Origin of the sequence: Streptosporangium sp. NPDC050284, assembly GCF_044459525.1 — a bacterium.
Lineage (GTDB): Bacteria > Actinomycetota > Actinomycetes > Streptosporangiales > Streptosporangiaceae > Streptosporangium.
This window is the reverse complement of the sequence record NZ_JBITIZ010000001.1, coordinates 535,710-557,110: the sequence shown is the minus strand read 5'-3', so window position 1 is coordinate 557,110 and position 21,401 is coordinate 535,710. Positions and strand designations below refer to the sequence as shown.

The following is a 21,401-nucleotide window of genomic DNA, read 5'->3' as shown; positions in this document are numbered from 1 at the left end:
TCGGGGTCGGCTGGCCTGGTCACGAGTTCCGGCTCTGGGCGATCTGTTCGAAGGACGCCAGGATCCTGTCCTGAAGGACCTCCGCCAGGGCGGCGACGGTCGGGGCGGCGAAGAGCTCCCTCGGGGAGATCTCGACGTCGAACGCGCGCCGCGCCCTGGAGGCCACCCGCAGGCTGGTGATGGAGTCACCGCCCAGGTCGAAGAAGTCGTCGTGCACCCCGACCCGCTCGACCGCCAGCACTTCCGCCCAGATTCGGACAAGGGCCTCCTCGGTCGGGTCGCGCGGAGCCACGTAGCCGGCGCTCGCGCCCCCCCTCGCCTCCGGCTCCGGCAGCGCCCGGCGGTCCACCTTGCCGTTGGCGTTCAGCGGCAGCCGCTCCAGGGAGACGAACGCGGAGGGGACCGCGTAGGAGGGGAGCCGCTCGGCCAGCGCCCCTGCCAACTCGGCCGGGGAGGGCGGGGTGTGTCCTGCGGCCGGCACCACGTAGCCCACGAGGTACCTGCGCCCGGCGGCCTCCTCACGGGCGACGACCACCGCCTCGGCCACGTCGGGGCGGGCGTGCAGCGCGGCCTCGACCTCGCCCGTCTCGATGCGGAACCCGCGGATCTTCACCTGGTCGTCGGCCCGGCCGAGGAACTCGATGTCCCAGCCGTCACCGCCGTCCCCTCCCCCGCCGTTCGCGCTCCAGCGGACCCTGTCGCCGGTGCGGTACAGGCGGCCCCCCGTACCGAACGGGTCGGCGACGAACCGTTCCGCGGTGAGCGCGGGCCGGCCGAGATATCCCCTGGCCAGGCCGCTTCCCGCGAGATACAGCTCGCCGGGAGCGCCGGGCGGCACGGGCGCGAGGTCGTGGTCCAGCACGTAGACGCGCATACCGTCCATCGGGCGGCCGATCGGCGCGGCACCCGCGCCGGCGAGCCTCGGCGTCATCTCGCGGCAGGTGGCGAAGGTCGTGGTCTCCGTGGGGCCGTAGACGTGGTGGACCGCCGTCTCCGGGCAGTGCTCCATCACCCGCAGGAACGCCGCCGGCGAAGCGGCCTCACCTCCCGTCCACACCTCACGCAGCCCGGCGAAGCATCCGGGCAGCTCCTCGGCGAAGAGGTTGAACAGCGCCGTGGTGAGGAACATCCCGGTGACCCCGTGCGCGGCGACCAGCCGCGACACGCTCCTCGCGTCCAGTTCGCCCTCGGCGACCACCACCCGGCCACCGGCCAGCAGCGGTACCCACATCTCGTAGGTGGCGGCGTCGAAGGCGTGCGGGGAGTGGAACAGGACACGCTCGTGCCCTCCCGAGCGCCACCGGCGGTCCGCGGCCAGGCTCACGATGTTGCGGTGGGTGACCGCCACGCCCTTGGGCACCCCGGTCGAGCCGGAGGTGTACATCACGTATGCCAGCCGGTCGGGGTCCCCGACGGCCCGTTCCCCGAGCGGGGGTCCGTCCAGGACCTCGTCGCCGTCCACCACGACCACCGGGGGAACCTTGTGGATCGTGTCGCCGCCCGCGGACCCCGGCCCGGTGATCCCGGCGGTCTGCGAGACCGTCGCCCGGTCCGTCAGCACCGCCACCGCCTCGGTGTCCCGCAGGATCCAGCGCAGCCGGTCGGGCGGGTAGCTCGGGTGCAGCGGGACGTAGGCGCCCCCGGCCTTGAGCACGGCGAGCATCGAGACCAACGCGTCGGCCGAGCGGACCTGGAACACCGCCACCCGCGACTCCTCGGCCACCCCCAGGGACGCCAGGTGACGCGCCAGCCTGTCGGAGCGCTCGTCCAGGTCCGCGTACGTGAGAGTCTCGCTCTCCGACACCACGGCCACCTCGTCGGGGACCGCGCGCGCCCGGTCGGCGAACAGCCGGTGAACGCACGATCCGGGGACGTCTCCGGCCGTGTCGTTCCACTCCACCAGCATCCGGCGGCGCTCGCGCGGCGACTGCGAGGGCAGCGACCGGATGTTCCGCTCCGGGTCGGCCGCGATCTCCTCCAGCAACGCGGCCAGGTTCTCCCCGAGGCGCCGCACCGTGGCGGGGTCGAACAGTGCCTCGTCGTGGAGCAGCACGAAGGACAGCTCCTCCCCCGGGTAGACGACCAGGTTGAGGGGGTGGCCGTTCACCTCGGCGGCGTCGACGTCGCGCAGCCGCACTCCGGCGGCGGTGGCCGGGGCGTGGTCGACCGGGTAGTTCTCGAAGACCACGATGCTGTCGAAGAGTCGCGCGCCGGGCGGCAACTCACTCCAGGAGCGCACCTGGGGCAGCGACACGGCGTCGTGCTCGCGCGCCCGCGCCTGTTCCTCCTGCAGCTCGCGCAGCCACGGCACGAGGGGCGCCCTCTCGTCCACGACGACCCGGACCGGCAGCGTCTCGATGAAGATGCCGATCATTGACTCCGCGCCCGCCAGGTCCGCGGGACGGCCGGAGACCGTCGCGCCGAAGCAGATGTCGGGGGCGCCGCCGTAGCGGGACAGCAGGATCCCCCAGGCGCCCTGCACGAGGGTGTTCAGCGTGATCCCCCCGTGCCTGGCGTGTTCGGCGAGCCTCCGCGAGACCGCGGCCGGCAGCCTCACGTTCACCCGCCCGGCCGCGCGGGGCCGGTGGTCCGGGGTGGGCGGGCGGTCGTACGGCAGGGGTGTCGGCTCGGTGAACCCGGCGAGCGTCCCGCGCCAGTACGTCTCGGCGGCCGCCTCGTCCCGGCCGAGTAGCCACTCGACGTGGTCGCGGAAGGGCCGGCGCGCCTCGGGCCGCCAGTCACGTCCCTCGACGCGCGCGGCGTAGCAGGAGAGCACGTCCGCGAGCAGCCGGTGGACGCTCCACCCGTCCAGCAGGATGTGGTGCAGGGTCCACAGGACCCGTACCCGGGTGTCGTCGAGCCGGATGATCGCCAGCCGGGTGAGCGGGGGCGCGGTGAGGTCCAGCCCGGCCTCCCTGTCCCGGGTGAGCAGCCGCTCCAGTTCGAGCCGCCGCTCCGCCTCCGGCAGGTCGCGCCAGTCGTGGTGGGCCACCGGAGGCCGCGCCCGCCGGTGGACGATCTGTAGCGGATGGTCGAGCCCCTCCCACGCGACGGAGGTGCGCAGGACCGGGGTCCGCTTCGCGACGAGCCGCCATGCCTCGCCGAGCGCCTCGGGGTCGGTGACCCCCTCGACCACCATCTCGAACCGGGCCGTGTAGACGTCCGAGCCCGGTGCCATCAGACCGTCGAAGAGCATGCCGCTCTGGGTGGGGGTCAGGGGGTAGACGTCCGTCACGGTCCGGCCGGTGCCGACCAGCGCGTCGAGGCTCGCCTGGTCGAGCCGGGCCAGCGGGAAGTCCGAGGGGGTGCGTCCGCCCGCGCCCGGCTCGGCGCAGTGCCGGACGATCCGTTCCACGGTCGCGGCGAACTCGTGGGCCAGCCGCTCGACGGTGGCGGGCCGGTGCAGATCGGGCGAGTAATACCAGGTGACCTGGAGTCGCCCGGATCTGACGGAGCCGACGACGTCGAGTACGTGCGGGCGGTTGTCGCGCGGGTCCTGGAACAGCTCGATACCGGAGATCTCGCGGTAGAGGTCGTCTTCCGCGGCCTCGGTGTCGAACCGGCCGAGGTAGTTGAGGCAGATCTGGGGGACCGGGTCTCCCGCGAGCGGGGAACCGTCCCGGTAGCGCAACGCGCCGTACCCCAGCCCGCGCCGGGGGACCGCCCGCACCTGCTCCTTGATCGCCTTGAGGAGAACGCCCGGTTCGTCGTCGCCGGGGACCTCCAGAGCCAGGGGGAAGTAGCTGGTGAACCACCCGACCGTGCGCGTGAGGTCCACGTCGGGGAGGATCTCCTCGCGTCCGTGGCCCTCCAGCCCGAGCAGGAGGCGGTCGCGCCCGGTCCATCCGGAGACGACGCGGGCGAGGGCCGCCAGCAGCACGTCGGTGATCTCGGTGCGGTAGACGTCGGGGACCTCGCGCAGCAGGGCCCGGGTGGTGGCCTCGTCCAGCTCGACGGAGACCTCACGGGTGCTCTCCACGGTGTTGAGCCCGCGCCCGCCCCCGGGAGGCGCCTGCCGCGCCTCGCCGAGTTGTCCTGCGGAGGGCGTCTCGGAAGGGCTGCCGCCGGAGGGACGGGCGAGGAGTTCGCGGAAGGACCCGCCGAGGGGCCCGTCGAGAGGCAGGTCCGCGGCGGTGCCCTCGCGGCTCACCTCGGCCCAGTGGTCCAGTTCGTCGTCGAATCCACCGGCCCGGACATGCTCGGCCAGTCGCAGGCTCCAGTCCTGGAACGAGGTCGTGACGGGGCCCAGGTCGACGCTCTCTCCCCGGAGCACCTGGCCGTACGCGGTGCGCAGGTCCTCCAGCAGGATGCGCCACGACACACCGTCCACCACGAGGTGGTGGACGGTCAGCAGCAGCCGCGGCCCGCGCCCGGTCCTGAACAGCACGGCGGCGACCAGCGGTCCTGCGCCGAAGTCGACGCGGGCCTGCGCGGACGCCGTCTCCCGCTCCACCGCGGCGTCCAGCTCCGCGCCGGTGAGGCCGGACAGGTCCGCCAGGCGCAGGATCTCCCCGTCCTCGGCGGGGACGACCCGCTGTGACCAGCCGCCCCCGCCTCCTGTGGAGGTCTCGAAGCGTGCCCGCAGCGCGTCGTGCCGCTCGACCAACGCCGCGACCGCCGCCCGCAGCGCCGTCTCGTCGACGTCGCCGGCGAGTTCCACGGTGACGAACTGGTTGAACACCTCGGGGACGGTGAATCTCTCGAAGAGGAAGTGCTGGATGGGCGTCAGCGGTGCCCTACCGCCCGCGGTGGCGCCCGCCGCGTTCCCAGGCCCGCCGATGGTCGTGGTGCCGCGCGCCTCGGTCACGTGCGGGCTCAGCGCGGCGATCGTCTGCCGGCGGAACAGGTCCCTGGAGGTGAATCGCAGCCCGGCCGCGCGGGCCCTGGACACGAGCTGGATGGCGAGGATGGAGTCGCCGCCGAGGGCGAAGAAACCGTCCTCGACACCGACCCGGTCGACGCCCAGCACCTCGGCCCAGATCACGGCAAGTTCCCGCTGCACGGGGTCGCCCGGCGGGACGTAGCCACCGTTCTGGCGCCCGGCGGCGCCGGGCTCCGGCAGTGCCGCGCGGTCCACCTTGCCCCGCGCGGTCAGCGGGAACTCCTCAAGGACGACGATCGCGGCGGGCACCATGTGGTCCGGCAGGATCGAGGCCGCGAAGGCGCGCAGCCCGTCCGGGTCGGGCCGGGCGTCTCCCGCGGGGACCACGTATCCCGTCAGCGCCAGACGATCGTGGCCCGGCCTGGCCGTGGTGGCCACGACGACGGCCTCGGCCACGCCGGGGTGACCCTGCAGCGCGCTCTCGATCTCCCCGGGCTCCACCCGGAAGCCCCGGATCTTCACCTGCTGGTCGGTGCGGCCGAGATACTCCAGGTCGCCTCCGGGCAACCGGCGGACGAGGTCCCCGGTACGGTACATCCGGCCGCCGGGGGCCCCGAAGGGATCGGCGACGAACCGCTCGGCGGTCAGGTCCGGCCTGTTCAGATAGCCCCTGGCCAGTCCCGCACCCGCGAGATAGAGCTCCCCCGCGACCCCCACGGGCACCGGGTTGGCGTAGTCGTCCAGGACGTACGCCGCGGTGTTGGCGACGGGCGAGCCGATGGGGGGCAGCGCCCCGGCTCGCCCGGCGTCGCGGTGCGCGACCTCACCCGCGGTGGCCACGACCGTGGCCTCGGTGGGACCGTAGTTGTTGACCAGCCGGTACGTCGTCCCGTGACGCGGGCGGCGGCGGAGAACGTCCCCGCCGGTCAGGATCGTGCGCAGCCGGGTGCCCGTGAGGGCGGTCTCGTCCAGGACCGCGTCCAGTCTGGGGGTCGGCAGGAAGCAGATCGTGGTGCCCATCCGGGCGAACCACTCCACCAGTGCGGCCGAGTCGTCCAGCGTCTCCCGGTCCGGCAGCGCCACCCTGGCACCGGCGCAGAGGTAGGGCCACAGTTCCCACACGGCGGCGTCGAATCCCAGCGACGCGACCTGGGAGGCCCGGTCGCCGGGGACCACCTCGAACGCCTCGTTGTGCCAGGCGCACAGGTCCGCCAGGTTCCGGTGTTCGACCATCACGCCCTTGGGACGGCCGGAGGAGCCGGAGGTGTAGACGATGTAGGCCAGGTCCGCGCCGTCCACCACGGTGTCGGGCTCGGTTGGCGGCTCGGTGACCGGCCGGTGGGCGTCACCCGGCCCTCCGGTGTCCGGCCGCGCCGCGACGACGTCCAGCGGCACGGTCACGGCGTCGAGGGCGTCCAGGTCACGGGCCGTGGCCGCCGTCGCGCGGTCGACCAGTATGACCCGCGCGCCGGTGTCCGCCACCACGTAGCCGAGCCGACCGGCCGGAGTCTCGGGGTCGAGCGGCACGTACGCGCCACCGGCCTTCAGCACGCCGAGGAGGCCGGCGACCAGTTCCGGGCCGCGCTCCGCGCACACCACGACGGGCACTCCGGGACCGACCCCGAGCGCGCGCAGGCGGCGGGCCACCCGGTTGGCACGTCCGTCCAGTTCGGCGTAGGTCAGCGTCCCGCTCCCGTGCTCCAACGCGACGGCGTCCGGCGCCAGCCGCACCCGCTCGGCGAACGCGCGGTGGACGGGGAGGTCCGCGCCGCGCTCCCTGAGCACGCCTTTCCACCCGGCCGCGGACCGCCGCTCGGCCTCGGTCAGCAGCGGCAGCCGGGCGAGTGGCCGGTCGGGATCCTCGGTCACGGCGGTCAGCAGGACCTGCAGGTGGCCGGCCATGCGCTCGACGGTCGCGCGGTCGAACAGGTCGGTGCTGTACTCGATCATCACGTCGAGCGCGCCGTCGCGCTCGACGAACTCCAGTGTGAGGTCGAAGATCGACGACACGTGGGGGAGCCGGAAGCCCTCGGTGCGCACGCCGGTGAACTCCAGCCGCCTCTCCGGTACGTTCTGCAGCGCCACCATCGCCTGCACCAGCGGGGTACGGCTCGGGTCACGCCCGTCGCTCAGCTCGTCCACCAGGCGCTCGAACGGGACGTCCTGGTTGCCGAAGGCACCGAGCACCGTCTCACGCACCCGGCCGAGGAACTCGGTGAAGGACACCCGCCCGTCGACCGCCGACCGGAGCACCAGGGTGTTGATGAAGCATCCGATGAGCGGTTCCAGTTCGGGGCGGTCGCGTCCGGAGATGGGGGTGCCGACCGCGATGTCCCGCTGGGAGGAGTGGCGGGCGAGCAGCACCTTGCAGACCGCGGTCAACGTCATGAACAGCGTGGCGTCGTTGCGCGCGCCGAGCCCGTTGAGCGCGGCGGTGAGCTCGCGGGACAGGGTGAAGCGGTGGGCCGCCCCGGCGGAGGATCGCACCGCCGGACGTGGCCGGTCGGTGGGCAGTTCGAGGGGCGACAGCCCCGCGAGTTGCTCCCTCCAGTAGCCGAGTTGCCCCTCAAGGGCCTCGTCGGTCCACCGCTCCCGCTGCCAGACGGCGTAGTCGGCGTACTGGACGGCCAGCGGCGCCGGCCCGGCCCGGCCCGCATCCGCGGCATCGTCCGCGGCGGCACTTCCGGCACCTTCACCTGCGGCGTTTCCTGCGGCCTCGTACAGCGCGCTCAGCTCGTCGGCGAGCACGCCCATCGACCAGGCGTCGATCACCGAATGGTGCACGGTCAGCACCAGCAGGTGCTCGCGCTCGGCCCTGCGCAGCAGGACCATCCGGAGCACGGGTCCGCGTGCCAGGTCGAAGGGCCGGCTCACCTCGCGACGCAGCAGGCGATCCAGTTCCTCCTCCCCCAACCCTGAGGCGTCCATCGTGACCAGCGGGACCGCGAGACGCCCGGCGGGGTGTACCACCTGCAACGGCTCGCCGCCGGTCGAGGAGATGGTCGTGCGCAGCGACTCGTGCCGCGCGACGAGCCCGCGCAGGGCCGCCTCCAGCGCGGAGGGATCCAGCTCGCCGAGCAGCCGGTAGCCGAACCGGACGTTGTACTCGGTGGCGTCGGGGTCGAACTCGTGGAAGAACCAGAACCGTCGCTGGGGGAAGGACAGCGGCAGGTCCCGGTCGCGGGACACCGGCACGACGGAGCCCTCCGTCGTGCCCAGGCCACCCGCCTCTCCCCCGCCCGAGGTGACCGACGCCGCCAGCGCGGCGATCGTCCGCGACTTGAAGACGGCGCGGGCGGGAAGCTCCGCGCCGAGGGCCGCCCTGATCCGCGGGAGCACCCGGAAGGCGAGCAGGGAGTTGCCGCCGAGTTCGAAGAAGTCGTCCTCCACTCCGACCCGGTCGAGGCCGAGCACCTCGGCCCAGATCTCGGCGATCGCCCTCTCCTTGTCGTCGCGCGGTGCGCCGTAGCCGGCGTCGGTGCCGTCCTGCCGTGTCGGCGCCGGCAGCGCCGCGCGGTCGAGCTTGCCGCCGGCCGCCAGCGGCAGCCGTTCCAGGGCGAGGAACACCGAGGGGATCATGTGCTCGGGAAGGGTCCGTGCCAGGAACTCGCGCAGTTCCGCCGCGGGAACCGTCTCACCCGCCGGGACGAAGTAGGCAAGCAGGCGCGTGTCCGGCGAGCCCTCCCCCGAGGGCACCACGGCGACCTGGGCGACCCCGGGGTGCCCGGCCAGCGCCGACTCGACCTCACCGGGCTCGACACGGTGCCCCCGGATCTTGACCTGGTCGTCGGTGCGCCCCAGGTACTCCAGGTCCTCTCCGCGCAGGCGCCGCACCAGGTCGCCGGTGCGGTACATCCGCTCGCCGGGCCCGCCGTACGGGTCGGCGACGAACCGCTCGGCGGTCGCGTCCGGCCTGCCGTGGTAGCCGCGGGCCAGCCCGGCACCGGCCACGTACAGCTCTCCGGGCACACCCTCGGGAACGGGCCTCAGGAAGCGGTCGAGCGCGTAGGCACGCGTGCCGCGCATCGGCCTGCCGATCGCGACGGGTCCGGACAGCGGCCCGGCCCCCGGTTCGACCCTGAAGGAGACGCAGCCGACGGTCGCCTCGGTCGGGCCGTACTCGTTGACCACCGTCACGCCGGGATGCCGCGTCCGCCACCGGTCGAGCACCTCGCCCCACAGCGCCTCCCCGCCGATCACCAGTTCCGCGACCGGTGAGCGGTCCTCGGGCAGGCTCTCCAGGATCGGCAGGTGGCTGGGGGTGATCTTCAGGAAGGACGGCCGCTCCCGGACCTCGCCGGGACGACCGCCGTCCAGCTCGCCCACCTCGACCCTGCCTCCGGCCGCGAGAGGCCCCCACAGCGTGGTCACCGTCAGGTCGAACGACGTCGACGTGTGCAACAGCGCCGTTCCCGCCAGTCCCGGGTAGTCGCGCTCGCAGCATGCCAGGTAGCTCGCGAGCTGGCGGCGCTCGACCAGCACACCCTTGGGACGGCCGGTGGAACCGGAGGTGTAGATCGCGTACGCCAGGTTCGCCGGACCCGCCTCGCAGCCGGGAGCGGTGACCGGCTGCGACGCGATCAGTGGCCCGTCGCCGTCCAGGCAGACCACTCGCGCGGACGTCGTGGGCAGCCGCTCCCGCAGGTGCGCCTGGGTCACGACGGCGGCGGCGCCCGCGTCGGCGAGGGCGAACGCCAGGCGACCTGGCGGGTTGTCCGGGTCCAGCGGCAGGTAGGCGCCACCCGCCTTGAGCACGCCCAGCAGCGCCACGACGAGCTCCACGCCACGCTCCGCGAAGACACCGACGAGCGTGTCAGGGCCGACACCGCGGGCACGGAGGTGGTGCGCGAGCTGGTTGGCGCGGGCGTCGAGCCGCCCGTAGGCGAGCGACTCCCCGCCCGAGGCGACGGCCGTCGCCTCGGGGGCGCGGCGCACCCGCTCGGCGAACAACTCCAGCAGGTCCCGGTCTCCCGGCTGCCCGGCGGTGTCCGGGAACGGCTGTGCGGCGGCGCCCTCGGGCGCGCGTACGGACGATGCGTCGTGAGTCACGCTGACTCCTGCCTTCGAAGACGTGTCCGGTGGCGGTCCGGCGGTGGATCGACGTTGGATCGAGGGTGGGGCGAGGGCGTCCGGTGACGGTCCCGCGGCGGATCGGCGGTGGTCCGGCCGCGACCGGGTGGCGCCCTCGGCGGCCCGGTGACGGAGCCGACGGGCTAGTAGATGACTCGGGAGGAGGCGCTCAGCCTGAACTCCCGCGATTTGCGCAGGTCCCTCGTCACGTTCAGCCGGCGCAGCCAGCGGTCCGTCCCGTCGAAGCGCGCACTGAAGGGCTTACGACCGTGGACGGCCTTGTAGTTGTCGATGAGGCAGATGTCACCGGGCTTGAGGACGACACCGGTCATCGTGGAATCGATCGCCGCGCCGAACGCCTCGAGCGCTTTCCCCGCGTCCTCGTCCTGAATCCCGTCCATATAGTGCGGGTCGACGCGGATATACGGCTCGTCGGGGTCGCCGAAAAGAACCGCCACCGGCTCCGGATTATCCAGGGCCCGATCGACCTGACGATAACTGCGTTTCCGCAGATCCGCGACTTTCGCGTCGTCGTCGGTCACCGGAGCTCGATTGGCGGGACGGTGGGAGTCGTCCGGAAGAATATAGAAGCGTTCCTGCGCGAGAACGGTGCGGACATCATCGTCGATACGCACGTCGGAAACGTCGGCATAGGTCGTCTCGACCCCGTCGGGATTGCGCAGGCACATCAGTGCGAGATAGTCGGTGCGCAGCGGGTGGAAGGCGTCCTCGGTGTGCCACACGAGCGTTTCCTCGCTGCTCCAGCCGATCTGCTCGTGCTCGTACCCCTTGATGGGGAAGACATCGTGCATGATGTATCCGCCCTGCTGCGTCGCCCACCCGATGGGGTCCCCCAGCAGGGACGCGATGAGGAAGAACGCGATGTCCTGCCCGATGGTGGGCGAGGGCACCGGCTTGTTCTTCCAGTCGGCGGGGGTCGGGCCGATCCCCGCGTCGTCCACGGGAAGCCCGGAGATCACCAGGATTCCCGACGGCTCGGTGAGGCGGAAATCGTTGAGCGCGGCGCGAAGACGCCGGGGAAGCTCGTCGGCGTACGTCCGGCTCTCTCGCTGGAAATCGACGGACTCGACCGTCTCGTAACGCCGGGAGAGCTCGCGGACGACTTCTTCGATCGCCATTACGTCGTCGTTTCGCAGGTGTAGTGCCAGCACAAGTAACTCCCTCTGCCAACGGCAATCGCTTGTTGAGAATCACCGCGCCCGGCGACGGCTATTCGTCCCCGGCCCTAATCGAGCCTCCATCACCGTGAGGGCCGGGTTCAACGTCTTTGACTTGGAGGCTAAACAGCACAGTCAGCGCGGTCCTCGTGCTACGGTCATGGGAGGTTCTATTCTCCGGATCGGCCTTCCCCCACGTCGCCGTGCTTTCCATCCGCCGACGCGGAGCAGCGGAGGTCATATCTCTCCGGGTATGAGGCCGTCACCTTTTCGGCCAGCCGTTTCCAGAACGTCACCGGCACGACGAGGAGATTCACAGTGCGCCTGTCAGGTTTGACGCGGGTGACCAGCGCCGCCGCACATCTGCAGGTATTCGCGATATCCGGGATCAGCGCGGTGCTGGTCACCAGGGCCTATCTCCAACAGGCCGGATATCCCCAGCTCGGCGGCGGGAACCTGCACATCGCACACGTCCTGTGGGGCGGCCTGCTGATGATGGTGGGCCTGGGCGTCACGCTCGCGTTCCTCGGTCAGGCCGCGCGGACATGGGGCGCGGTCCTCGGCGGGGTCGGGTTCGGGCTGTTCGTCGACGAGGTCGGCAAGTTCGTCACCCAGACCACCGACTACTTCTACCGGCCGGCCGCGGGCATCATCTACCTGGTCTTCGCCACGCTGGTCACGCTCTCCCAGTGGTTGAAGGGCCGGACCGACTACTCCCGGCAGGAGCGCACGGCCAACGCCGTCTACGCGGCGCTCATCGGGGTGACCTCGGGGCTGACCGTGGAGCAGCGGCACGCCGCCGTGCGACTGGTCCAGGGTTCCGACGACGCGCTTGACGCGGCGGCGGTCCGGCTGCTCGGCATGGTGCCGGCCCGAGAGGCGGCTCCCGGGCGGATCCGGACCTGGTGGGCCCGAGCCCGCGCCACCCTCGACGGCTTGACCCGCCGTCCCCTGCTCGTCGCCCTCGTAGTGGTCTACCTCGTCGTCCAGGCGCTCCTCCCCCTGGTGGGCCTCGCCCTGGAGAACGCCCACGACTCACTCGACGGCGAGCAGGAGTGGGGGGCGGTGATCGGTATGGCGGCCTCGGCGACGGCCACGGTGGTGCTGGCACTGTGGGGAGCGGTGCGGCTGCGCGGGGACCGCGCGGCCGCCTTCCGGCTGTTCGGCACCGCGATGCTGATCGACATCCTCTTCGGCCAGGCTTTCGCGTTCGTCGTGAACCAGTTCTCCGCGCTCCCCGGCCTTGGAGCCGACCTGCTGATCCTGGCGGTCGTCTCCGCCGAGTCGCGGCGGCTGCGCACACTGGACTGACGAAAAAGCCCGGTCCCGGTCCGGTTGAACCGGACCGGGACCGGGCTCGGAGATACGAGGCTCCGGTCGGGGGACGTGACAGGGGATCGAACGACAGCAGGCGCGGGCATCAGGCCGAGGACGGCTCCGCCATCGCCACGGCGATCTTCCGCGGTCCCGTGAACGGCTCACGGCCGTGCGAGGCCAGCATGTTGTCGACGACCAGCAGATCGTCACGACGGTAGTCGAACCGTACGGAAGCCGCCCGGTAGCGCTCCCTCAGGTGGTCGGTGACGTCGTCGGGAATCGTCCCGCCGTCGCCGTAGTAGGTGTTGCTCGGCAGGTTCTCCTCCCCGCACATCTCCAGCAGTCCCAGCCTGACTCCCTCGGGGAGGGTGCTGATGTGGAAGAAGGTGGCGTGGTTGAACCAGACCGGGGCCCCGGTGACCGGGTGGTGGTGCACGGCCCGGCGAACGGCCCTGGTCCGCAGCCGGTCGCCGTCGAGCCACTCGGTCTCCACGCCGTTGCGCCGGCAGTAGTCCGTGACCTCGTCCCGGCTGTCGGTGTTGAACACCTGGCGCCACGACATGCCGAGCTCGTCACCGTAGTTGCGGACCACCATCCACCCACGCCGCTCGAACTCCTCGCGGACCTGCGGGTCCATCGTGTCGTGGACGGCACGGGTGGAGGCCAGCGGCGTGGCCCCCTGGGTCGACGGCGGCTCCAGGCAGTAGAAGTAGAGCACCATCGGCCAGACCGCCTGATAGGAGTTCTCGTTGTGCAGGAAGATCTCCTCCTGCGGCGGGTAGTCGGTCGAGGTGTAGACGTTGCCCTTGATCACGCTGCGCGGGGACGAACGTTCCTCGTAGGTCAGCGGCGCCCCGGACAGCTCGCGCACGACCTCGTCGAAGCCGTCGACACCGCCGACCTCGAAGTCGCGGAACAGCACGGCTCCGTGCACGGTGAGGCTCTTGCGGATCTGCTGCCGGTCGCTCCTCACCCGGTCGGTGATCCGGGTACCGCCCCCCTCGATGACGAGGGGCAGTTCGTGGCCGGTCATGCCTGGTTCCGCATCGCCTCGGCCAGGGTCTTCGGGCGCATGTCGGTCCAGTTCGCGGTGATGTGGTCCAGTGCCGCCTGCCGGTCCGTCTCAGGCAGGACGATGGTCCATCCGTCGGGCACGTCGATGAACGAGGGCCACAGGGAGTGCTGCCCCTCGTCGTTGACCAGCACGAGGTAGGTGCCTTCGGGATCTTCAAAGGGGTTCGAGCTCATGTTGCTCTCCTTTCCGGGATTCTGCGTCCGCGAGGTGTTGTCAGGAAGCGACGCGAAAGGGCGCGGGAGACGGCACCGAGGTCAGTTGCGCTGGGGCTGGGGGGCTGTGAAGGGCTCCCCGTGCAGCAGCGCCATGCCCAGGGACGTGAGAGTGTGCAGGGCCGTGTTGCGGTTGCGCGCGGTGGTGATCAGACCTGCCTTGCGCAGTACGGTGGCGTGTTTGCTGGCCCCGGCCAGGGAGATCCCGAGCCGCTCGGAAAGCCCTCCCGTGGTGCAGCTCTCGGTGAGTGCCTGGAGCGCGGCGGCCCTGGTGTGCCCGACCAGTGCGCCGAGCGCCTCGTCGTCGGGCGCCGGCGTCTCCATCAGGTCGGACATGACGGCCGAGGTGCACGGCGCCGAGACCACCAGGGCGGGCAGCCCTGTCTCGTTCTCCCTGTCGAGGAATAGGTGGTTCCTGCCCTGCAGGAACAGCGAGGGACTCAGCAGCAGGCCGCGCCCGTTCAGGTGGACGTCGCGGTCCTCCGCGTCGGGGATCTCCAGCACCGGAGGGTTCCAGCACAGCCTGGGATGCAGCGTCTCGAGCAGGCACTCGACACCGTTGGTGATCGCTATCCGGCCGTACACCTCGCGTTCCGACTCCAGGTGCCCGCGCACCCTGCTCCAGTACGGCAGGACGGCCACCTGGCAGAACCCCAGCATGGTGGCGGTCACCCGCCTGCTGGTCCACTCCTCGGCAGGAGAGCGCGGTGCGGCGCGGTCCGGCGAGCGTCCGGCCATTTCCAGCAGTTCCGCCGACGCCCGGCGTTCGCGGATCAACTGCTCCACGTTGCGGACGCCCTCTCCCAACCGGTCGCGTACGTGCCTGCGCCACACGTTGAAGAACGCGCCACCGGTGCGGCCGAAGAGGTCGAGCGCGAACACGCTCTCGGCCACCGGTCCGAGACTCGCGACCATGCGCAGGCGCGCCAGATCCTCAACAGTGAAATGAATCCTCAACACCGCGCCCCCAGCGTTGTAGAAAGATTAGTTGTTCTTCCTGTTGGAAGTGGTCGGCGCCTCCAAGGGGAAGGCGCCATCGAATAATGGTCCCCTACGCCCCGGAACCTGGCCCGTTTTGATCTCGTCGAGCGCCGGCCGACACTCGAGGCCACCCGAGAGAATCCAATCGGAAACCGAGAGTGACATTCTCACCACTCCGAAATGGCCCGTTAACAACCTAACTGCGACGTCGAGCGGAAGTCAACTCTCGTTAGAGGAGAGGGGAAACTCCATACACGCCAGCTTATGCACCTCAACCGAATAGCCCCTGACCTGCGACATTGCCCCTAAGTTTCGGGCCCCTCCTCGGCCACGGGCTTCGGGTCGGATGGGTGAGCACACCGGAAGGCGGGCGGGCAAGCGGCGGCAGGCCCCTTACCGGTTCGGCCGCCGACCCGCCGCACAGCGCACGGAACGCGCGCCTGACCCCACTGTTTAGCTACCGAGTCAATGATGTGGAATCTACCCGCTCTTTCGGTGCAGGCTTTTCGAAAGGCTGGGGCGGGTAACGCCATCGGGCCAAATCTTCCGCACTCCCCGGCGTCTCGCGGTCTTCTCCCGATGTTCCATTCTCACGCGCAGGGATAAGGGTTCAGAATGGTCAAAAGCGTAGTTATCGTCGGAGGTGGCACGGCGGGCTGGATGACCGCCTCGTACCTGCGGGCGGCCTTCGGCGACCGGATCAGCGTGACGCTGGTCGAGTCGAAGAACGTCCCCACCATCGGGGTCGGTGAGGCGACCTTCAGCACGATCCGCCACTTCTTCGACTATCTGGGCTTGGACGAACGCGAGTGGATGCCGGAGTGCCAAGCCACCTACAAGCTGGCGATCCGGTTCGAGAACTGGCGTGCCCAGGGCCACCACTTCTACCACCCGTTCGAGCGTCTGCGCACGGTGAACGGCTTCCCGATCACCGACTGGTGGCTGAACGAGCGTTCCGGCGACCGGTTCGACAAGGACTGCTTCGTCATCGCCTCGCTCTGCGACGCGAAGAAGTCTCCCCGCTATCTCTCCGGCGCCCTGTTCGAGCAGGACTTCACCGAAGCCGGCGGCGAGCGCGGCTACCGCACCACGCTGACCGAGCAGGACACCCAGTTCCCCTACGCCTATCACTTCGACGCCGCGCTGCTGGCGAGGTATCTCACGAAGTACGGCACCGACCGCGGCGTCCATCACGTCCTCGACGACGTCGTGGACGTGAACCTCGACGAGCGCGGCTGGATCGCCGACGTCGTCACCAAGGAGAGCGGCACGCTGCGGGGCGATCTGTTCATCGACTGCACCGGCTTCCGCGGAATGCTGCTGAACAAGGCGCTCTCCGTGCCCTTCAGGTCCTACCAGGACGCACTGCCCAACGACAGGGCGGTGGCACTGCGGGTGCCGGTGAACATGGCCGAGCGGGGTATCCGTCCCTGCACCACGGCCACGGCGCAGGACGCGGGATGGATCTGGACGATCCCGCTGTTCGGCCGTGTCGGCACCGGCTACGTCTACGCCGGCGACTACTGCACACCTGACGAGGCCGAGCGGACCCTCCGCGAGTTCGTCGGCCCGGCCGCGGACGACCTGGAGGCCAACCACATCCGAATGCGGATCGGCCGGAGCGAGAACTCCTGGATGAACAACTGCGTCGCCATCGGACTGTCGAGCGGGTTCGTCGAGCCGCTGGAGTCGACCGGCATCTTCTTCATCCAGAACGCCGTCGAGCAGCTGGTCAAGCACTTCCCCGGCGAACAGTGGGACGACCGCTTGCGCGAGTCGTACAACCGCCAGGTCGCCAACGTGATGGACGGCGTACGCGAGTTCCTGGTGTTGCATTACCATACCGCGGCGCGCGCCGACAACGACTACTGGAAGGACGCCACGACCCGGCCGGTCCCCGACGGGCTGGCCGAACGCCTGGAGCAGTGGCAGGTCAAACTGCCCGACTCCGAGACGATCTTCCCCCATTACCACGGGTTCGAGCCCTACTCCTACACCGCCATGCTCCTCGGGCTGGGTGGCCTCCCCGTACAGGCCCCCCCGGCGCTGAAGCTCTTCGACGGCACCGCCGCCGCCAGGGAGCTGCGCCTGGTCCGCGAGCAGGCCAGGGAACTCGTCGAGAAACTGCCCAGCCAGTACGAGTACTTCGCGCACCTGCACGACCTGTCCTCCGAAGGGCGAAACGCGTTCAGCACGGCGTGACGAACCACGCCGCGGCGACGGGCCGGGCGGCGGACGGCGGGGCACGCCGGTCCTGCGCCGACGCCGCCCGGTCCGGGCCCATGAGCCGCGGCCACACCGCAAGCGACGCCGGTGACCGCGACCAGCCCGTCGTAAGCCCCGATCGAGCGAACTACGAGGCGCCGGGTCCCGAGGGCACGGCCGCCGGAAAAGGAGCGCCGCGGTGAAGGACCCACTCCTCGGCCTTTCTCCCTTTGACACCCCTTTCGAGCCCCCCTTCGGCGCCCCCTTCGAACCTCCCCCCACGACGCCGCCGGTCGAGCCCGCGCTGTTCAGGTCACTGATGTCGGCCTTCCCCAGCGGGGTCGCCATCGTGACGACGGCGGAACCCGACGGCCGGCCGTGGGGGATGACCTGCTCCTCGGTGTGCAGTGTCGCGCTGGACCCGCCGACGCTGCTCCTGTGCGTCCGCAGGCGCAGTCCGACACTGCAGGCGATGCTGAAGCTGTCCACCTTCACCGTGAACCTCCTGCACGACCGCGCGCGGTACGCCGCGGAACTTTTCGCCTCGGGAGCGGAGGACCGCTTCGAACGGGTCCGATGGCACGTGGAGCCCTCCTTCGGCGGGCCACACCTCGTGGAGGAGGCCCACGCGTTCGCGGACTGCCAGGTCACCCGCACGGTCGAGGTGGGCGACCACACGGTGGTGTTCGGTGAGGTGTTCCGGGTGGAACAGCGCACGCGGGCGGTGCCCCTGCTGTACGGGCTCAGGCAGTACTCCTCCTGGTCGCCCGCCCCCCGGCCCGAGGAACCGCGACCGGCCGGCGGCATGCTCACCTGAGGCGCCGCGGGAGGCGCGCGCCTGGCAGCCGGGACAACCTCCACGCCCACAGCGAGCGGCGGTAGGCACGGGCGACGTCGCACAGGAAGGCGATGTCGCTGGCCAGGTCGTCGCCGCCGGGTACGGCAACCGAGGGCGGCTCCCCGGCCCGCGCCTCGCCATCGCCGGCGTCGCCGGCCGCGTCGGCGTTGCCGACGGCGCGCAGCGCGGCCGACAGCGTCGCCGCCTCCACGACGGCGTCCAGCATGCGGCCGGTGACCCCCACCCGCACGGCCCGCTCTCGCGCCGCGGCCGCGACGTCCGGATCGAGGCGGTGCCGGAGGATCATCCGGCCGTCCCGGATCTCGATGACCCGCCGGTACAGGCGCAGGCCGAGGTCGCGCGGCGTCAGCAGGTCCGCCAGGAGATGCGGCGGCCGCACGAGGGCGATCTGGGGGTTGGCCCGGTACAGCCCTCTCCACAGCGGGCGGAGCACGAGGTAGACGCGGTAGCGCCGCAGCCACTCCAGCAGCGCGGGCAGCCGCAGAAAGGGTGCCCACGCCGACATGGTGGCGCCCAGCAGGATGAGAACGGGAACCGCGAGAGGCAGCAACGCGTCCAGCAGGCGTCCGACCCCCGGGGCCCGGTCATACCCCAGGCGGTCCACGGCGAGCAGCAACGCCTTGTTGACGTGGTGGACCAGGGCCGCGATCACCCCGGCGGCGACCAGTCGCAGCCCGACCCGGACGAAGACGTTGCCGCTCAGGCGGGAGTAACGCCACGCCATCCTGCCCATGCTGTGGAAAGCCGGCACGAGGTACGCGCCGAGGATGACCCAGTACTCCAGAACCCAGAGTTCGCCCCCGTAGCGGCCGGTGAACGACCGGTCGTTCACCGGCGTGTCGGCGAGCGCGAAGGCGAGGGCCATCGCCGCCAGGACACCCGCCGCCCACCACCCCTGGCGTCTGAACCGCGCCCGGGGATCATCCACCGCCGGGTCCAGATACAGCAGGAACACCTGCCCCATCAGGGCGGCCTCCAGCAGCGCCGCGTGCCCGAGGAACCTGGCCAGGTTCGGCACGCCCGTGAACCGCGCGACGGCGTCGTAGGGGGCGGGAGCGAGCACCGTGAAGGAGAGTGCCAGGGCGAGCAGGACCCTCAGAATCGCCCGCCTCGCCGGGTCGCGGGCGCGCAGGTCCGACTTGAGCAGCGCGAACACCAGGCAGATCCACGCCAGCAGCGGCGGGACGTACAGACCCATGCGACCACCTCGGCCGGCGGGCTATCGGGGAGAGTCCTCTGGCGTCCAGCCGAACGCGGCGTCTATTCGGCCGGCCGCCACCCCGCCGAGTCGCACGGGAGCGGTTGCCCGGCTGAACCGCTGCAGGATGAGCGAGGCGAGGAGTTCCGCCTCCTGTTCCTCGGCGGCGGAGTAGGAGGTACGTCCCAGAACCGTGCGCACCATCCGCGGGTCCAGGCCGGGCATGAGCGGCAGCGCGTACTCGGCGACCGGCAGCTGTGCCTTGTCGTGCCCGCACAGCAGGTGGCCCAGCTCGTGGAGGATGATGTGCTCCTGGTGCGGCGGCGTGGTCGCCTCCTCATAGAAGATCATGTCGACGTCGCCCACGGCCGCCCACAGGCCCATCACACCGAACCCGTTCCTCATCGGCGCCAGCCGGATGGCCCTGCCGCGCCTTCGCGCCACCGTTTCGCACAGTTCCACGGCGTCGAACGGCGTGGGCAGCGGGAGATCGCGCAGTATCTCGTCGCAGCGACGGCGTATCCGCTTGAAACTCGCCCCCGGACGGGTCATCGGGAGGCTCCAAGCCATTCACGCGGTCGAATATGGTTTCCGGGAAAAGTCCGGCCACCGCGCGTGAACATCTCCATCGACCCACCCCCGTGAGGTCTTGGTATTGTCTCCGCACCGAGCCTAGCAGGCCGGAGATCAAGTCGCGGTGTCAGAATGTCCCCAGCCAGCGCAATTCAGCCCAGGTCCGCGACCACGGTTCGTGAGGGTCACGGCACACCAGGATCTCCCTCCCCTGCTCGAAATGGGGAAACTCGAAAGTGAGCTCGCCGCGGGGCTCGCATTGGCCGAACAGCCTGGAGAACGAGGACCGGTCCACACCGACGGCCACCATGACCGTTTTATCATTTGCCGGAAGACCGAAATCGGCGTAGGAATTGTGGGCGCTGTATTCTCGCGGCAGCCCGTAACCGGGCCCGTACAGATTGAGAGCTCCCGCCTCACCGTAGTTGTGGCCGTAGACGACGGCTCGCGCCCGGTCCGCCTCGGGCAGAGACCGATAGACCTCGGCCACCTGGGCCGCCAGGCCGTCCCAGCCCGTCTGGCCGAACTGCTCCTCACCGAGCGCCGCCAGCACGGGGTCGCGGGCGTAGACCTCGGCGGGCAGGACCGGCAGCACCATCACCATGGCCAGCAGCGCGTTTCCGGCCAGCGCCGCCCAGACCAGGACCCGGCGCGAGATCGTCGCCGCCCAGCCGTCGGCCCTGACGCACCCGGCCACCAGCAGCACGGTCAGCAGGCCCTCGGTGTAGCGGGGGGCGCCACCGGCAAGGAGCAGGACGGGAACCATGACCAGGTAGGCCACGCCGAGCGAGCGGTAGGCGCGCCACTCGGGCCGGCGCATCAGTGCCAGCAGTCCCACGACCCACACCGGGGTCAGGAACGGGCCGATCATCAGCACCTGCCCCACGACGAAGTTGATCACGCTCGCGACCCCGAACGGCTCCGACAGGGTCCCGGTCATCGCGATCTGGGGCCAGCCGTTCAGCGCCTGCCAGATCAGGCCAGGCGCGGCGACCAGCGCGGCGACCGCGACGCCCGCCAGGAGGTGCCGGTCACGCAGCACCCGTCTGGGCCCCGCGACCAGCAGTCCCGCCACGAGACAGATCACGAGCAGCACCACGAGGTACTTGGCGAGCAGACCGACCCCGGCCACCAGTCCGGCGATCGGCCACCACCTTCGCTCGCCGCTGCGGATGACACGAATCACCGCCCAGCACACCGTCACCCAGACGAGGTGGTCCACGGCGGTGGGGTGGAGCACGTGTCCGGCGGCGAACGACGCCAGCGAACCGGCCGTCGCGCACGCCGCGAGCACCTGGGCTCTGCCGCCCCCGCCCAGTTCGCGGGCGATGAGCCCGGCGACCAGCACGGCGAGCCCGGCCAGCAGCGCGGGCACGACGCGAATCGCGACCAGGTTGTCCCCGAACAGCGCGATCTGCACGCGTGCCAGCAGCGGAATGAGGGGCGGCTGGTCCGCGTACCCCCAGTCGAGATGTCCCGCGGCGACCCGGAAATACAACTCGTCGACGTAGTACCCCTGTCCGCCGGAAAGCAGCAGGAACAGGGCCGTCACCCCGCCGGACACGGCCGCCAGTGGCCCTCGGCGCACCGGCGTGACCGGTGCCGCGCCTTTTTCCGAATACGGTTCTTGAATGGCCGTCACGGTCGACATGGAAGGGCACCTCTCATTCTCGATCCGCGACCCGCCACGACAGGAAGAACCTGCTTATGCTTTAAATAGGCGTTCCGCGTGAAATCACCGAGCCGGCAGGACGGCCGCTGGTGACAGCATGACGGCGGGTGCCCGAGAGGGCAACGACATTGAATCCTCGGGAAAATATGCAGCTCGCGTATTGAGCAACAAGGCGCTTGCGCCCATTCTTTTTTTGCATTATTTTTCCATCAATGCCCTGTCGTTGTCGCGTTACCCGA

11 protein-coding genes are annotated in these 21,401 nt (G+C 70.7%); 3 read left to right on the top strand and 8 right to left on the bottom strand.

All coding sequences use genetic code 11. The annotated features are described in order from the left end of the window. Positions 1-19: 19 nt before the first annotated feature. Together ACIBH4_RS02405 and gntD are read right to left on the bottom strand one after the other, a co-directional pair. Complete coding sequence (locus tag ACIBH4_RS02405; protein ID WP_362763365.1) at positions 20-9,871, bottom strand: amino acid adenylation domain-containing protein; 9,852 nt, start codon at positions 9,869-9,871, stop codon at positions 20-22. Between the two features lie 164 nt (positions 9,872-10,035). After that, on the bottom strand, positions 10,036-11,064 hold the full coding sequence (gntD, locus tag ACIBH4_RS02400; RefSeq protein ID WP_362512058.1) for a guanitoxin biosynthesis L-enduracididine beta-hydroxylase GntD: 1,029 nt from the start codon (positions 11,062-11,064) through the stop codon (positions 10,036-10,038). 324 nt (positions 11,065-11,388) lie between these two features. Between gntD and ACIBH4_RS02395 the strand changes: the two genes are divergently transcribed. After that, on the top strand, positions 11,389-12,381 hold the full coding sequence (locus tag ACIBH4_RS02395; protein WP_362763368.1) for a hypothetical protein: 993 nt from the start codon (positions 11,389-11,391) through the stop codon (positions 12,379-12,381). Between the two features lie 109 nt (positions 12,382-12,490). Here ACIBH4_RS02395 and ACIBH4_RS02390 read toward each other — a convergent pair whose 3' ends face one another. The 3 genes from ACIBH4_RS02390 to ACIBH4_RS02380 all read right to left on the bottom strand — a co-directional run bounded on the left by ACIBH4_RS02390 (position 12,491) and on the right by ACIBH4_RS02380 (position 14,634). After that, entirely contained in the window at positions 12,491-13,420 is a 930-nt protein-coding gene (locus tag ACIBH4_RS02390) for a TauD/TfdA family dioxygenase (RefSeq protein ID WP_362763370.1), read from the bottom strand. Further along, positions 13,417-13,635, bottom strand: a complete 219-nt coding sequence (locus ACIBH4_RS02385; RefSeq protein WP_362512049.1) for an MbtH family protein — start codon at positions 13,633-13,635, stop codon at positions 13,417-13,419. The genes ACIBH4_RS02390 and ACIBH4_RS02385 overlap by 4 nt, the downstream gene beginning before the upstream one ends. 81 nt (positions 13,636-13,716) lie before the next feature. Continuing rightward, on the bottom strand, positions 13,717-14,634 hold the full coding sequence (locus ACIBH4_RS02380; RefSeq protein WP_362763373.1) for a winged helix-turn-helix domain-containing protein: 918 nt from the start codon (positions 14,632-14,634) through the stop codon (positions 13,717-13,719). A gap of 636 nt (positions 14,635-15,270) precedes the next feature. Between ACIBH4_RS02380 and ACIBH4_RS02375 the strand changes: the two genes are divergently transcribed. Both ACIBH4_RS02375 and ACIBH4_RS02370 read left to right on the top strand, forming a co-directional pair. Then, a complete protein-coding gene (locus tag ACIBH4_RS02375; protein WP_362512043.1) occupies positions 15,271-16,857 on the top strand; it encodes a tryptophan halogenase family protein in 1,587 nt (528 codons plus the stop codon). 202 nt (positions 16,858-17,059) lie between these two features. Further along, entirely contained in the window at positions 17,060-17,677 is a 618-nt protein-coding gene (locus ACIBH4_RS02370; protein WP_362512040.1) for a flavin reductase family protein, read from the top strand. Here the strand turns inward: ACIBH4_RS02370 and ACIBH4_RS02365 are convergent. From ACIBH4_RS02365 to ACIBH4_RS02355, 3 genes are all read right to left on the bottom strand, one after another. Next, the gene (locus tag ACIBH4_RS02365) at positions 17,670-18,917 is read right to left on the bottom strand and encodes an MAB_1171c family putative transporter (RefSeq protein WP_362763376.1); all 1,248 of its coding nucleotides are present in this window, start codon (positions 18,915-18,917) and stop codon (positions 17,670-17,672) included. The genes ACIBH4_RS02370 and ACIBH4_RS02365 overlap by 8 nt on opposite strands. Before the next feature lie 21 nt (positions 18,918-18,938). Beyond that, entirely contained in the window at positions 18,939-19,469 is a 531-nt protein-coding gene (locus ACIBH4_RS02360; RefSeq protein ID WP_362512034.1) for a hypothetical protein, read from the bottom strand. A 148-nt stretch (positions 19,470-19,617) separates the two neighbouring features. Then, the gene (locus tag ACIBH4_RS02355) at positions 19,618-21,141 is read right to left on the bottom strand and encodes a glycosyltransferase family 39 protein (RefSeq protein ID WP_362512031.1); all 1,524 of its coding nucleotides are present in this window, start codon (positions 21,139-21,141) and stop codon (positions 19,618-19,620) included. Positions 21,142-21,401 lie beyond the last annotated feature (260 nt).